The organism is Sphingomonas antarctica (genome assembly GCF_965137005.1).
Lineage (GTDB): Bacteria > Pseudomonadota > Alphaproteobacteria > Sphingomonadales > Sphingomonadaceae > Sphingomonas_O > Sphingomonas_O antarctica.
In genome coordinates this window covers 139,489-154,257 of record NZ_CBCRXM010000001.1, presented here as the reverse complement: position 1 = coordinate 154,257, position 14,769 = coordinate 139,489, and the positions used below count along the sequence as shown (strand labels likewise).

14 protein-coding genes are annotated in these 14,769 nt (G+C 64.6%); 1 reads left to right on the top strand and 13 read right to left on the bottom strand.

What is annotated here, in order from left to right; genetic code table 11:
• Positions 1–4: 4 nt before the first annotated feature.
• The 13 genes from ACM9ME_RS00785 to ACM9ME_RS00725 all read right to left on the bottom strand — a co-directional run bounded on the left by ACM9ME_RS00785 (position 5) and on the right by ACM9ME_RS00725 (position 13,056).
• Positions 5–841, bottom strand: a complete 837-nt coding sequence (locus ACM9ME_RS00785; protein WP_415641502.1) for a formate/nitrite transporter family protein — start codon at positions 839–841, stop codon at positions 5–7.
• Positions 842–843: 2 nt separating this feature from the next.
• Complete coding sequence (locus ACM9ME_RS00780) at positions 844–2,088, bottom strand: c-type cytochrome (RefSeq protein WP_415641501.1); 1,245 nt, start codon at positions 2,086–2,088, stop codon at positions 844–846.
• Between the two features lie 95 nt (positions 2,089–2,183).
• Complete coding sequence (locus tag ACM9ME_RS00775) at positions 2,184–3,434, bottom strand: DUF3422 domain-containing protein (protein ID WP_415641500.1); 1,251 nt, start codon at positions 3,432–3,434, stop codon at positions 2,184–2,186.
• 67 nt (positions 3,435–3,501) lie between these two features.
• Positions 3,502–4,596: a photosynthetic reaction center cytochrome PufC gene (gene pufC, locus ACM9ME_RS00770; RefSeq protein WP_415641499.1), complete on the bottom strand. Its 1,095-nt coding sequence runs from the start codon at positions 4,594–4,596 to the stop codon at positions 3,502–3,504.
• Positions 4,593–5,567 carry a photosynthetic reaction center subunit M gene (pufM, locus tag ACM9ME_RS00765; RefSeq protein ID WP_415641498.1) on the bottom strand — a complete coding sequence of 325 codons (975 nt, stop codon included), beginning with the start codon at positions 5,565–5,567 and terminating at the stop codon, positions 4,593–4,595. Before pufM ends, pufC begins: the two co-directional genes overlap by 4 nt.
• Before the next feature lie 14 nt (positions 5,568–5,581).
• Positions 5,582–6,406 (bottom strand): photosynthetic reaction center subunit L, encoded by an 825-nt coding sequence (pufL, locus tag ACM9ME_RS00760; protein ID WP_415641497.1) that lies wholly within the window; start codon positions 6,404–6,406, stop codon positions 5,582–5,584.
• A gap of 123 nt (positions 6,407–6,529) precedes the next feature.
• Positions 6,530–6,709 (bottom strand): light-harvesting antenna LH1, alpha subunit, encoded by a 180-nt coding sequence (gene pufA / locus ACM9ME_RS00755; protein ID WP_415641496.1) that lies wholly within the window; start codon positions 6,707–6,709, stop codon positions 6,530–6,532.
• Positions 6,710–6,754: 45 nt separating this feature from the next.
• Positions 6,755–6,919: a light-harvesting antenna LH1, beta subunit gene (pufB, locus tag ACM9ME_RS00750; protein WP_415641495.1), complete on the bottom strand. Its 165-nt coding sequence runs from the start codon at positions 6,917–6,919 to the stop codon at positions 6,755–6,757.
• Positions 6,920–7,058: 139 nt separating this feature from the next.
• Positions 7,059–8,504: a chlorophyllide a reductase subunit Z gene (bchZ, locus tag ACM9ME_RS00745; RefSeq protein ID WP_415641494.1), complete on the bottom strand. Its 1,446-nt coding sequence runs from the start codon at positions 8,502–8,504 to the stop codon at positions 7,059–7,061.
• Positions 8,501–9,937: a chlorophyllide a reductase subunit Y gene (bchY, locus tag ACM9ME_RS00740; protein ID WP_415641747.1), complete on the bottom strand. Its 1,437-nt coding sequence runs from the start codon at positions 9,935–9,937 to the stop codon at positions 8,501–8,503. Before bchY ends, bchZ begins: the two co-directional genes overlap by 4 nt.
• A 93-nt stretch (positions 9,938–10,030) precedes the next feature.
• Positions 10,031–11,014, bottom strand: a complete 984-nt coding sequence (locus tag ACM9ME_RS00735; RefSeq protein WP_415641493.1) for a chlorophyllide a reductase iron protein subunit X — start codon at positions 11,012–11,014, stop codon at positions 10,031–10,033.
• Positions 11,011–11,937, bottom strand: a complete 927-nt coding sequence (bchC, locus tag ACM9ME_RS00730; RefSeq protein ID WP_415641492.1) for a chlorophyll synthesis pathway protein BchC — start codon at positions 11,935–11,937, stop codon at positions 11,011–11,013. Before bchC ends, ACM9ME_RS00735 begins: the two co-directional genes overlap by 4 nt.
• A gap of 90 nt (positions 11,938–12,027) precedes the next feature.
• Positions 12,028–13,056, bottom strand: a complete 1,029-nt coding sequence (locus ACM9ME_RS00725) for a methyltransferase (RefSeq protein WP_415641491.1) — start codon at positions 13,054–13,056, stop codon at positions 12,028–12,030.
• 150 nt (positions 13,057–13,206) lie between these two features.
• Here ACM9ME_RS00725 and crtD point away from each other — a divergent pair, with 150 nt between their 5' ends.
• Positions 13,207–14,760: a 1-hydroxycarotenoid 3,4-desaturase CrtD gene (gene crtD, locus ACM9ME_RS00720; protein ID WP_415641490.1), complete on the top strand. Its 1,554-nt coding sequence runs from the start codon at positions 13,207–13,209 to the stop codon at positions 14,758–14,760.
• The last annotated feature ends 9 nt before the right edge of the window (positions 14,761–14,769 follow it).

The following is a 14,769-nucleotide window of genomic DNA, read 5'->3' as shown; positions in this document are numbered from 1 at the left end:
GGAGCTACAATTCCGACCTGACCTGAGCGTGAGCCAAGGCGGCGAACAAGCCGCTGCCGCCGATGATGTTGCCGGCCAGCGCGGGCAGAATGAATCCGAACACGGCTGCTACAAAGCTGGTATTGCCGGTCGTCGCCAGCAACCATGCCTCGGCCGATCCCGCGACGACATGGCTGAACCCGGCAATTGCGATGACGTAAGTCAGCAGCGTCACCACCCACAATTGCTGCCCACGGGCATTCGGCAGCAACCAGGCGATCGTCGCGAGAACGAACCCGGCCGGAATGCCGCGCGCAAACACTTCGCGCGCTGAGCCTTCGGTGCCATGCCGTGCAACTTCGATCATCGCCGCCAGCATCTGCGGAGTCACGATCTCGCCATGCGGTATCAGCAGCGCGACCGCGAACGTCCCGGCGACATTCGCGCCGAATACCAGAGCCCATAACCGCAGCGTTCGCCCAAGACTTGCCCAGCTCGGCGCGGTTGCCAATGGCAGGACGGCGACGATCGTGCTTTCGGTGAACAGCTGCATTCGGCCGAGAATGACGACGACGAATCCGACGCTGTAGCCGAACGAAATGATTGCCGGGGACCAAGGGGACTCCGGTAATTTCAGCATCAGGGCGGCTTGCGTGATGACCGACAGCCAGATGACCACGCCGGCCGCGGCGCCCGACCACAGGAGGGACGATGTCGGGCGTTCGAGTTCGTCTACCCCTTCCTGCCGGATGACCTCGTGGACCACACGCGCGCTGGGCGACTTGCGCTTTTCGACCGCCACGCGCTCGCGCGGTTCGAGGTCTGCGGGGCGATCCTCGGCGGTGTCTTTTGCTTCGGCCAACGCTAGCGTTTCGGCTCGACGGCGGCGAAACTCTGCACCGTCGCGGGCGGTTGCGCGGCATAATAGGCCGCGACCGCTTCGATTTGGCCATCACTGAGCTTCTTGGCGATCGCCACCATCGGATCCTTGAGCTTGTCGCCGACGATCGATCCGCGACCGCCGCTACGGAATACGCGCATTTGATTGGCCAGGTACCATGGCTGCTGCCCCTCGAGCAGCGGAAACGCCTTGACCGCCGAGCGGGTCACGCCATGACACGAGGCGCACGGCGCCAACCCCGCCGCAGGCACACCCTGCAAGGCGATCTGTTGCCCGAGCAGTGGCGCAGGCGCGCCGGCTTTACTCGAACGACGCGGCAACGAGGCATAATATTGTGCGAGGGCGGTGATCTGCGCCGGCGACAATTCGGTCGCCACCATCTGCATGAACCCGCTGCGCCGGCGACCCTCGGCATAGGCGGCCAGCGTTCGCGCCAGATAATCGCCGGTCTGGATGGTCAGGTTTGGAAACGCACCGCCGCCCGTGCCGTTGACGCCGTGGCACTGCGCGCACGTTGCGACGGGATTGGCGCTCAACGCGTATCCCGAAAAGCCGAACGCGGGTGTCGCATATTTATAAACGGCGACCGGCTGCTCGTGATCGTTGCGCAGGGCATATGTTCGCGGCGCGACGGTGTTCCCGAACGGCACGGCAGCCTCAGCCTGGCCTGGCGAAACCACGGCAAGCTGGCGGAACGCGTCCGGCGACATCTTTGGCAGCGCGCGCAGGAATGCGACGAGCTGCCAGATCTCGTCGTCGCGGCGGTCGGCGGGCCAGGACGGCATCGCGCTGTACTTCACACCGGCCTTGACGACGCGAAACAGCTGACGCGACGAGAAACTCGCGATCGGCAAGTCGGTGGCGAGATATTGCGGCCGGGGGTGCATCGACAGGACGACGGGATTTTGACCGAAGCCCGGCCCGCCATGACAGCGCGCGCAAACCTGTCCGTAATAGGCGGCACCGGCGGCGACGCGGATCGGCGAGTCGAGATCGCCGGGAGGCGGTGGTCCGGCGTGAAACGCGGTCGATCGGTCGAACGTGAAATGCAGGAACCGCGCCCAGCCTTCGGGGTGCGGCTTGGCCGCCGACAGATCGACGATCCCGCTGACGACCACGATCGTGGCGATCAGCAATGCCCCCAATGCCGCGATCACCAATGGTCCGAGCCATTGCGTCATGCGCGGTGGAAACAGGCGTGCCAGCATTGACGCTCAACCGCTTTGCGCGCCGCGGGTTCCGTGCGGCGGCGACGCACGGCGACCGGGCCGATTGCTGATGCGGTCACATCGTGAAGAAGTGACTAGTCGTGCAACCGCCGCCGCAAACGAATGAGCGATACGGTCACGATCAGCAACACCACCGGCACCGCCGCCGCCATCACCCAATCGTGCCGCACACCGGGCAGCGCGCCGGACAGGTAGCCGATCAACGCCACCAGATAATAGCTGATCGCCACGACCGACAAACCTTCGACGGTTTGTTGCAGGCGCAGTTGCAGATCGGTGCGCCGGTCCATCGATGTCAGCAGGTCGCGATTCTGTTTGGCGAGGGCGATGTCGATGCGGGTGCGCAACAACTCGCTGGTCCACGCCGCGCGCTGCGACAAATCCTCGAGGCGCGCGGAGAAGGAGTCGCAGGTTCGCACGGCGGGCATCAGGCGCCGCTCGGTAAAGTCGGCGAGCGTCTGGTGCCCGCGGACACGCGCGACATGCAGGCTGGCGAGGCGTTCGGCGCTCAATTGCGCGTAAGCCCGCGTGGCGCTCATCCGGTAACGCGTCTCCGCCACCAGCCGTGCCAGTTCCGCGGACAAATAGGTCAATTCGTCGAGCAGCTGGTCGTCCTCCGACGTGCGCTCCGACACCGCATGGGTCAGCTCGGCCAGCCGCGCTTCGAGCTGGGTCACCACGGGCGTCAGGCGTTGCGCGAGCGGCAGGCCGAGCAGCGCCATGTTGCGGTAATTGCCGAGTTCCTGAAGGCGCAGGATCAGATGCGCCGGTTCGTCCCCGCGCAGGTCGCGATCGAGCACCATCAACCGGCCGTAGCCGTCGGACTGCAGCCGGAAATCGGACGCCACCCGTGCGGCATCGTCGGCGACGTCGCACACGATCATCGCATCGACGTCGAACCATTTTTCGCGGAACTCCGGCGTCGGATCCTCAGGATCGCCCTTGGCGACCGCGATCTGCGTCGCGCGGATGATCGCGCCGGGCATGCCGTCATAGATGCGGTCCAGCACCGGATCGAACCGCGCGGGATCGAACGGCGTGTCGAACGCGCCGGGCCGCAGCAAGGTGTAGGTCGTGAATTCGGTATGCCGTTCCCACACCAGGGTGATGTCGTCGAATTCGAGGACGCCGTAGCGACTGGACAGCGGCACGACGACGCGCGCGGTGGCCGCCAGTGCGTGGATGTGATCGCGCGCGCGGGCTTCGTCACCCTCCCCGAGCAGCGACACGATCTGCACCAACCGGCACGGGGCCGAAAAGCGCGGCAACCGCCGAAGATGCATTTCCTCCGACAGCGCCGCGCGCAGCGGATGGCTGTCGATCATCGCCCGGTCGTCCCGCGCACTGAGGCGCGAAGGTCCGCGCCGCCGGTCATGGCGGCGCGGAACCGTTTCACTTGGTCTTGGCTGTCATCGCCACCGGCGCATTGAACGCGGCGGGGACCGCATCCTTGCTGCCCGCCGTCGGCGCCGCCGGGGCCTTCGTCCCTTTCAGTGCCGGCGCCTGGGCAATCATGCTGACCCCGCCCAGCGGCTTGGACAAGCCCTGGTGGCAGGTCATGCAATTGACCTTGTACGGATCGCCATGCGGTCCCTTGCGGATGGGCGGGAAGACCGATTGCAGCGAGCTGATATATTGCTCGTTGATGTCCCGGACCATGCGGATGCCGTAATAAGCCGTCGCGCGCTGTGGCCGGCTGAGGTTCCAGGAGCGGAACGACTGCGAATTGTGGCAATAGACGCACGACACACCCAGCGACGTGCTGATGTGCATCATCAGCCCATAGGACGATTCGGCATCCTTGACCGACGGCCCCTTGCCCGTCGGGAAGGCGTTGTTGCCCACGACGCGAATGGCGGCGTTGCCGTTCAGATATTGCGCGAAGGGATCATAGGGCAGCGAGGCGTAGCCGACATTGGCGTCCGGCGTATTCTGGCCACGCTTGTTGCCGCGAATGGTGTTCGCCTCGGGCGTGCCTTCGGACAATGCCCATTTGTAAGTCGGCACCGCATTGCCGCGATGGCAGGTGTAACAGGTCACGCCGGTCTGTTGAACGTGGGTCGACCAGCGCGAATTGATGTTCTGCGTCATCTGAATCATGCGACGCGCGACGACTTTGGTATATTTTTCGTCGGACGCCATGTTTTCGGGATTATGGCAGTAGTTGCAGCCCTGTTCGGGCGGCGCGACCCACTGTGAAATCTCGGCCATCAGATGGTTGAAGCGTTCGGTGCTGACGTCGCCCAGAACCTTGACGTTCTTATAGGTTTGCGCGGCGGTCGGACCGCCGTCGGCGGGCAACGGATATGGCGCGGCGGGGATCACCGCCGCCTTCGCCTGATGCTTCACGTCGACGACCTGTTGCAGGCCGGCACCGCGATATCCGGTTTGCTGGCTGCGCTTGGGGCCGATCTCGCAACCGCTGATCAACAACGTGCCGGCCAGCGCACCGACTAATACGATGCCTCTGATGAAAGTGCCCCTCATTGCGGTGCTCCCGGAAGAGTTGCGGGATCGATCACCCCGGTGGTCGGATAGCTCGGCGCATAATGATGCTGGACCGCCCACAGATACCAATTGTCGACGACCGTTCCCGTCAGCAGGATGCCGATCGCGCCGGTCAGCGGGGTCAGCACCGCGAACCACCAGGCCCAGCGGTGGATCGATTCCATCGTCGCGTTGAAGCCCATCGTCCAGCGCCAGAACAAGGCCGCGCGCTCGGCGGCGGTGCCGCGATCAGTGATCTGTTCGATCTCGCGCTCACCGCCATAACGGCCGACCGCGAGGATCGTCGCGCCGTGCATCGCGAACAGCAATGTCGATCCGTACAGGAACGCGATCGAAAGGCAGTGGAACGGGTTGTAGAACAGATTGCCGTAACGGATCGAGAAAGCCGCGGTCCAATCGAGATGCGGGAAGATGCCGAACGGCACCGCTTCGGCCCAGCTGCCCATCAGCAGCGGACGGACGAAGCCCAGGGTCAGGATCAGCGAGATGCCCGCCCCGAATGCCCAGGCGACGTGCGTGCCCATCCCCAGTGCTTTGGCGCGCAGGAACGTGCGGACCCACCACAGGATCAGCGCGCTCGACATGAAGAAGCCGGCGAATTGCCACCAGCCGCCCTGAGCCAAGGGCACGAACAGAGTGAAGCCCCATTGCGGGCCCGGCGGCTCGAGCGCGAGCCATGGCAATTGGCGGACGAACTGGATCGGGTTCCAGTTGACGCTGGCGAACATGTTCAGCCCGATGATCTCGAAGCTCAGGAACGCGCACACCAATGAGGCGATGCCGAGCTTGCCGAGATAGATCGGGCCGATCTGGGCGGCGCCCAGCTTGCCGAGCCAGTAATTATAGCCGCCCCCGCCAACGCGGTCGAAGCTGCTCGCGGGCAGTCGCGGGCCAGCCTCGAGCGGGCCGCGCAACTGAATTTGGGTGAACATGTTCTGATAGCGCACCATTGCCTATCTCCCCCTCAAGACCAGATCGGCAGATTGAGCCACCACGTCCACCATTCGGGCCAGCCGCGTGTCCATAGCGGCCCGGAAATGATGATGCAGACGGCACTCCAGAAGCCCGCCGACAACGCGAGGAACAGGCCCAGGCGGTGAATGCCCAGCGTGCCGATCGAATAACCGATCGTGTCGCGGAAGAAGGCGTCTTCATATTCGGGCGTCTTGACCGCTTCGCCGGGGGCCGGATTGACCGCCGACAGGACCAGCGCGCCGTGGAAGGCGAGCGCGCCCCCCGTGACGAAGAAAAAGCTCACGGCGATCATGTGCGCGGGATTGTAGTGGAAGTGGAGGTATTGGTAGCCGGTGTTCGACACCCAATCCAAATGGCTGAAAATCCCGTAAGGGAAGCCAAAGCCCCACGCGCCAAGCAGCCAGGGCCGGATGACCTCGAGGCTGACATAGGCGAAAATCGCAAAGCCGTAAGCGAACGGGATGTGATACCCCATGCCCAGCTTTCGGCAGATTTCGACCTCGCGCAACGCCCAGGAGGTGAACGCGACGATCGCGCAGATCGTGATGATCTGCCAGAAGCCACCGTCACGCAGCGGCGCGAGGCTCAGACCATAGCTGAGGTCCGGCGGCGCGATGCTGATCAGCCAAGGATTCCAAGTATGCCCCAGCGAGGCGGCATAGAAGATGAGCGCTGTACCCAGCGCGGCGGAGATTGCCGTGGTGACGCCGAAAAAGCCGACATAAAACGGACCGAACCAGAAATCGAACAGGTCACCGCCGATCAGAGTACCCCCCCTGACCCGATATTTTCGTTCGAAGCTTAGCAGCGCCATGTCACCCTCCCGGCTGCCGTCACCGGCAGTCCGTATTTCAGTAATTTATGTGACCCTGGAGTGGGCGGACCCGTCACACGGATCGAGCCACACCCACTCGCAACGTCATGCCCCTCGCTAAATCTATGGCGAAGGCGTGGTCGTGGTCACGGCCGCATGAGGCGCAGTCCGCGGACCGTCGAGCCAGTTGAACTTGTCCGTGCTCAGCAGGATGAAGTGAATCAGCAGTGCCAGCACAAACAGGAATATGAACAACGCGACGAGTGCGCGCCGCGGGTCAAATATGAGCCAAATTCTCCACATGGTGGATCCTTCCCTTTAACAACTAAAGTATTTTATCCGCTCAGATCAGAGCCAGGGACGCCACATCCACACCAGGACGTGGGCACCGACCGCAACCAGCGTGAAAATAATGAAGCTGGTCATGAAGATCTTGTGGAATTCTTTCGCCTCTTCGGGGGTCAGATAACTTCCCGGCCCCATCCTCTCATCTCTCTCTCGTACTTCGTTCACGTCACGTCTCCTTTGTTCCCGACGAGGAAAGGAGCGTGCAGCGCGCTCCCCGGCGGCATCCGCGTGGGCGTATTGCCCGCGTAGATCTGGTGAGTCCGCGCGCTGTGAAGCGCCTGCGGACGGTAAAGCATGCCAGCGGTCATTGTCCGCGGCTTTCGGTGATCGCCAGCGCCAGGCGCTCGGCGGAGATGGATGGTTCGCCGGCTCGGCGCGCGGCGCTTTCGGCGGCGTCGCGGATGCGCTTGGCGACCGAGATGCGAACGAGGACCGGCTCGCGCTCGACGACCGCGTCGAGTTCGGACTTGGCGTCATCTTCCCAAAGCAGCTGACGGTCGATCCGCGCCGGGGTCGCCTCGGCCTTGTCGAGCTGACTGGCCAGCGGGAGGATGTGGAAGAGCGCGTCGAACAACGCGTTGCACACTTCCTGCACCAGATACGTCGCACCGGCATAGCCCATGAACGGCGTGCCGGTATGACGACGGATCACCGCACCGGGGAAGCTGGCCGGGATATAGACGCCCCGGCCGCCGGCTTCGGCCATGTACATCCGCTCGTTGAAGCTGCCGAACAGGACCAAAGGCGGATTGTCGCGGATCGCGTCGCGCACCGCGATATTATCGGGTTTGATCCCCGCCGATCGCTGGAACGCGAAGTTGCAGGGCAAGCCCATGTCGTTTTCGAGGAAATTGCGGATACCGCGCGCATAGGTTTCGGTGGCGACGATGCCGAAGCTCGCCGTGCCGAAGAAATCCTGCGTCACCGACCGCCACAAATCCCAGAGCGGCTTGATCGTGGTGTGTTTCTCGCGTTCGATGAACGGTTCGGGGTCGAGCCCGGTCAATTCGCCCAGCTTGCGCAGGAACAGCGTCGTCGATTCGAGACCGATCGGCGCCTGCACATAAGGCCGCTCCAGCGCCTCGCACAGGCCGCGGCCGAATTCGCGGTACATGCAGACATTGACCCGCGCGTCGGCCAGCTTCTTGACGTCGGCCAAATGGCTGCCGAGCGGGAACACCATGCCGACATCGGCGCCGATGCCTTCGATCAGCCGCCGGATTTCGGCGAGGTCGGACGGCATGTTGAATGTGCCGTACATCGGCCCGATGATGTTAACCTTGGGCTTTTCGCCATCGCGCAGCGGCCGCAGCGCGGGCACTTTTTTCGGCCCGAATTGCGTCCACAGCCAGGTCAAGGCGCGGTCGCCCGACTGCCACTGATCCTCGTCGATCGTGCGCGGCAGGAAGCGTTGGATGTTGGTGCCCTCGGGCGTCACGCCGCCGCCGATCATCTCGGAAATCGAGCCGGTGACGACGACCGACGGCAGGTCGGGATCGAGCGTCGACCAGGCACGCCGCATCGCGCCCTCGGTGCCGTCGCGACCAAGCTCCTGTTCGCCAAGGCCGGTCACAACGATCGGCAATTCGTGCGGCGGCAGACCGTCGGTGTAATGCAGCACCGACGTGACCGGCAGGTTTTCGCAACCGACCGGGCCATCGATGATGACCTGCAGCCCCTTGATCGCCGTGAAGGCGTAGACCGCACCCCAATAACCGCCAGCGCGATCGTGATCGATGATCAGCGTCATGTGCCGATATGCTCTTCCGCCTTGGCGGCGGCGATACGCTTGGCGGCAAACTTGGCTTTATATTCGGGGCGGTCGACCGGCGTGTTTTCCCACACGCCGGCGGTCGGGCCGGTGCCGACGCCTTCGAAGAACGCCTTCATCTTGTCGAAGCGGTGCTGATTGGCGAGCGCGGCGTTGACAACCATCGCCAGACTGCCCGCCCCGGCCGGCCCCATCAGCGGCCGTGCCGAGATCAAATTGGTGAAGTAAAGCGACGGGATCGCCTTTTGCTTGGCATGCTGGACCACCGGGGTGGTGCCGATGGCGAGGTCGGGGCCGAACTCGCCGATCGCGGCAATGTCCTGCTCCAGGCTCGCGCGATATTGGACACGGCAGCCATGCGCCTCGAGCCACTCGCGGTCGGGATCCGACCACACCGTGCGCGGGCAGGCGGTGCCGACATAAGGCACCTCCGCGCCGCTTTCGATCAACAACCGGGCGACGAGCAGTTCCGAACCCTCATAGCCCGACACCGTGATCCGGCCCTTGATCGGCTTGGCGGCGAGCGCCCCGGCGATCGCGGGGAGGAATTTGTTCTTCGACGCGTCGATCTTGTCCTGGGCGATACCGCACGCCTTGCCGATCGCATCGAGCCAGGCGGCGGTGCCGTCGCGCCCCACCGGCGCCGAGCCGACCACGGTGCGCCCAGCCGCTTCGAATTCACGGACGCTGGCGGTGTAGAATGGATGGATCGCTCCGACGACGGCGCAGTCGAGTGCCTGATACAGCTCGCGCCACTCGCGCGTCGGAACCACCGGACCGGCGGCGAGACCCAAGGGCTCGAGCATCAGTCCGATGCCCGGCGGGTCGGCGGGGAACATTTCGCCCAGCAACGTGACCGTCGGCCGGTCGGTGCGCTCCTTGGGCGCGGCAACCGGGCCCTGCTCGGCCTCCTTGCGCGCATAGGACAGCATCGCGCCGGCCAGGACATCCTTGGCCTCGGCATGCGTCGGGATACCGAAGCCCGGCACGTCGATGCCGATGATGCGCACGCCGTTGATCTGCGCGGGCAGCAATTGCAGGGGCACACCAGACGCGGTCGGCACGCACAAATTGGTCACGACGATCGTGTCGTACAGTGCCGGATCGGCGAGTCCTTCGACCGCTTCCTTGATGTCCTCGAACAGCTTGCCGGTGACCAGCGTTTCGGAACTGAACGGGACGTAGCCGACGCTGCGTTTCGCGCCGTAGAAATGCGAGGTGAAGGTCAGGCCGTAAACGCAGCACGCCGATCCCGACAGGACCGTCGCGGTGCGACGCATCCGCAGGCCGACACGCAAGCTGCCGAATGCCGGACACATTGATTGCGGCTGGTCGTGCGGGCCCTTCGGATAATCGGCGGCGTAGCGATCGAGTATTTCGGACTTGCCCGCCTTGGCCGCCGCGTCGCGCATCGTGTCGTTCGAGGAACAGGCACCCGCCGCTGCGCCCGGGGCACCGAGGTCGATCCGGTCGCGATCGCGGGGAAGGGTGTCCAGTTCCACCGATCAGACCAGGTCGTACACGACTTCGAGGGTCGGCTTGGGGACGTAGGCGACGCCGCGCATGTCCGACTGATGCGCCGGTTTCAGTTCGAAATTCGCACCGGTGATGTCGGCGCTGAACAGGCCGAGCAGGCCGTCCTGATCGAGCGGCTTGGGTTGCAGCGGCGGCGCTTCGGCGACGTTGACCGCCAGTTCTTCGAACAGGCTCGCCCATTGGCCACCGGGTTTGCCGATGATCTGGTAATTCGCCGATTTCTTGCGAATATCCTCGTTCGCGGGGATCGCGCACAAGGCGGGAATGCCGACGGCTTCGGCAAAAGCCTGTGCCTCGCCGGTGCCGTCATCCTTGTTGATGATCATGCCGGCGACACCGACATTGCCGCCCATCTTGCGGAAATATTCGACGGCCTTGCAGACGTTGTTGGCGACATAAAGCGATTGCAGGTCGTTCGATGCGACGACGATCACTTTCTGGCACATGTCGCGGGCGATCGGCAGGCCGAACCCGCCGCAGACCACGTCGCCGAGGAAATCGAGCAGGACGTAATCGAAGCCCCATTCGTGGAAGCCCAATTTCTCCAGCGTCTCGAAACCGTGAATGATGCCGCGTCCGCCGCAGCCGCGACCGACCTCGGGTCCGCCCAGCTCCATCGCGAACACGCCGTCGCGTTGAAAACACACATCCTCGATGCCGATTTCCTCGCCGGCGAGTTTCTTGCGCGAGCTCGTCTCGATGATGGTGGGGGTCGAGCGGCCACCGAACAACAAGCTGGTCGTGTCCGATTTGGGATCGCAACCGATCAGCAGCACGCGCTTGCCCTGCTGCGCCATCATGTAGCTGAGATTGGCGAGGGCGAACGACTTGCCGCTGCCGCCCTTGCCATAAATTGCGATGATCTGCGTTTCTTTGGTGATCGGGCCGGTGTGCACCGGATCGGGTTCTTCATGCGCTTCGTCGCGCAGCGATATCGGGTCATGCAAACTCATATCGCGCTCCAGTCGAGGACCATTTTTAGGCATTCCGGATCGGTAAAGGCCTGCGGATAGGCCTCCGCCGCCTCGCTCGCGGGCCGCGCATGGCTGATCAGCCCGTCGAGCTTCAGCGCCCCGCTGACGATCAACGCGGTGGTGGCTGCGACATCGTCCGGCGTGAATTCCGCCGCGATCCGCAAACGCGCCTCGCGCATGAAGGCGGGCGGGAAGGCGAAGGACAGACGATCGTAAAATCCGGCGAGCACAATCTCGCCGCCCCTGGCGAGTCGCGGCATCAAGACGTCGAGAATGTCGCCCGCGCCGCTGGCATCGCAAATCACGCGGTAATCGCGGCGCTGGTCGTCTTCGGGGGCCAGCACCATGTCACCGGCGTCCATGCGGCGCGCGGGATTGGTTTCCCACACCGTCGGCGCCGGCGCGCCCGTGGCCACCACGATCCGCGCGAGCAGGCGGCCAAGAATGCCATAACCGACGATCAGTTCGGGCGCCGGGCCAGCGGCAATCGCGTGATAGGCGGTCGCGGCAAGCGCGGTCAGAATGCCGTCGCGGCCCAACGCTTCGGGGATCGGCATGGCCTTCGCCGACGGAATGATAACGCGGCGCGCGGTGCCGCCGAACAGGCCGCGCGCGTCGCGATAGCAACTGGCACCCGGGACGAAGACCCACTCACCAACCCGTCCGCGAACATCGCTGCCCGCGTCAACGATCCGGCCGACCGATTCGTATCCCGGCACCAGCGGATAACCCATGCCGGGAAAACTCGGCATGCGGCCGGTCCACAGTAATTTCTCGGTACCCGAGCTGATCCCGCTCCAGTCGATTTCGACGGCGACATCGCTGGCGGTCATCGGATTCAGCGTCAGCGGCCGCAGTGAGAGCTGCTCCGGCGCCTCCAATATGACCGCGACTGAATCCATACACGCCATCCCCGGGGCGCCCCTAATTGTTGCGCCCTGTGTGTCGTTTTAGATAGACACTTTATATTGTCAACCGATCTGGACACATGCTCATCGCGTACCGACGATTACACGCGTCGTGAGCGGCAACGCCGTCGCGACGAGGCTGGATTTGGCAAAACCGGCCGCGCGCAACATCGCCTTGATCTCGCGGGGAGTTCTGGGTCGCCCCGAACCCATCGCCAACAAATAAAGGCCGAAATAGGCATCGCCGCTGCGCTTTGCCCCCGGCGTTCCGGCCATCGGCTCCGCGATGACCAGCTTGCCCCCTGGCGGCAGCGCCGCATGCACCGCACGCAACACGTGCAACGCCGGTGCATCGTCATGATCGTGGAGCACGCGGATCAGTGTGATCGCGTCATAACCCGGTGGCAGCGGATCCGTGAGAAAACTGCCGCCATACACGTGTGTCCGTGCCGATATCCCTGCCGAGTCGAAGCGTGCCGAGGCGCGGGCGCCGACCGCTGGAAGATCGAACAGGCCAAGCTCCAGCGCTGGAGCACGCTGCGCCACGGCAGCTAGAAACGCCCCCTCCCCGCCACCGACATCGAGCAACCGCCGGTGCTTCCGAAACGGATAAGCGTCCAATACCTGCTGGGCGATCAGCGGTTGTGACGCCGCCATAAGTGCGGAATAGGCCGCGACGTCAGTGCCATCGCCCTCCCCCGCCGACTCGGCATAACGCCAGTGGCCCGACAAGGCGCCGCCCCCGCCACCGCGCCGTAACAGCGCCACCGGATCGCCCAAATCGGCATACAGCAAATGATGGTGCGCGATCATTTCGGCGATGCCACGATTGCCCAGTAGCGCCGCGCCCGCGCTGCCCAAGGCCCAGGCGGCACCGAGCGACTCGACCAGTCCCAACGCGCGTGCGGCGCGCAACAACCGCTCTGCCCCCGCTCTCGGCAGATCGATCTGGCGCGCCACCGACTCGGTCGTTTGCGGACCGTCGGCAAGCCGTTCTAGCAAACCTGTCGCCACACAGGCCGCAAGTGTCTGCGAATAGGTAAATCCGGCAACCAGATCGAACAGGTCGCGCGCGCGTGTCCGGGCGATCGGCCGGGTCAGGGGAAAGCGCACTGCAAACCGTTGAAACCGCGGCGACGACAGCAATCGGTTGCGCCAGGCGATCCATCGCCCGCGCAAACCGAAATCATTTCCGCTGGACGAATTCATGTGTCCAGAATCGTGGACACATGATAGCCAAGCGTCAATGGGAGGACGGCCGGAATGACGGAGGGGCGCGTCGTGATCATCGGCGCAGGGATTGGCGGATTGACCAGCGCGGCGTTGCTGGCAGCGCACGGTCGCGATGTCACCGTCGTGGAAGCCCTGTCCAGCCCGGGCGGAAAACTCCGGACCATTGGCGTTGACGACGCCGCTATCGATGGGGGCCCGACGGTCTTCACGATGCGCGACGTGTTCGAAGACATCTTCGCCGCGTGCGGCGAAGACCTGACCGACTATCTGACGATGCAGCCGGCAACGTTGCTGGCACGCCATGCGTGGGGCGACGCGCGGCTCGATCTGTTTGCCGACCCCACCGCGAGCGAGGCGGCGATCGGCGCGTTTGCCGGAGCGGCGGAGGCGCGCGGCTATCGCGCCTTTCGCGCCGAGGCCAAGCGGCTGTTCGATGCGCTCGACCGGCCGTTCCTGCGCGATACCAAGACCGACCCATTCACGCTCGGGTGGCGGATGGGCGCGCGCGGGTTCGCCGACTGGTTCAATTTGCGGCCCTATTCCTCGCTGTGGCGCGCGTTGGGCGGGTATTTCAACGACCCGCGCCTGCGCCAGCTGTTCGGACGCTATGCGACCTATTCGGGGTCGTCGCCGTTCCGATGCCCTGCCACGTTGATGCTCATCGCGCATGTCGAGGCGAGCGGGGTGTGGTTGATCGATGGCGGGATGCACCGGCTGGCCAGCGCGCTCGAAGCGCTTGGCAGCAAGATGGGCGCGCGCTTCCGCTACCAAGCGCCGGTGCGCGAGATTTTGGTCGAACGCGGACGCGCCGCCGGTGTGATACTCGCCAGCGGGGAGCGGATCGCGGCAAATTCGGTGATCTGCAACGCCGATCCTGCCGCCATCGCTGGTGGACAGTTCGGCGAGGCGACGCGCGGTGCGGTGGCATCCGCGCCACCAGCCCGCCGCTCGCTGAGCGCGATGGTTTGGACTGCCAATGTCCAAGCAGAGGGCTTTCCCCTCGCTCGCCACAACGTGTTTTTCTCGGACGATTACCCCGCAGAATTTGCCGCGCTGTCGGCAGGACGTCTCGCCCAGGCACCGAGCGTGTATGTCTGTGCGCAGGATCGCGACGACACGGCCCGCGCGCCGGAGCAGCACGAACGCGTCCAGATTATCGTCAATGCGCCGCCCGTCGGGGACAGCGCCAATTTCACTCCAGCGGAGATCGAGACATGCAGGTTGCGGATGCTGGAAGCGGTTTCGCGGGCGGGACTTTCGCTCGATCTGGGGCCATCGGCGGTGCTGACCACACCGGTCGATTTCGAAGCGATGTTTCCGTCGACGGGTGGAGCCCTTTATGGACCGGCCTCGCACGGGTGGGCGGCCTCCTTCCGCCGCCAGGGCAGCCGGACTCGGATCCCTGGGCTTTATTGCGCGGGCGGGAGCACCCATCCCGGCGCGGGCGTCCCGATGGCGGCGCTATCCGGCCGCTTAGCCGCCGCCTGCCTGCTCAGGGACCGCGCTTCGACGTCGCGGTCGCAGCCGATGGCTATGCCTGGTGGTATGTCGACGCGACCAGCGATGACGGCGCCTATGGCCTGACCATCATCG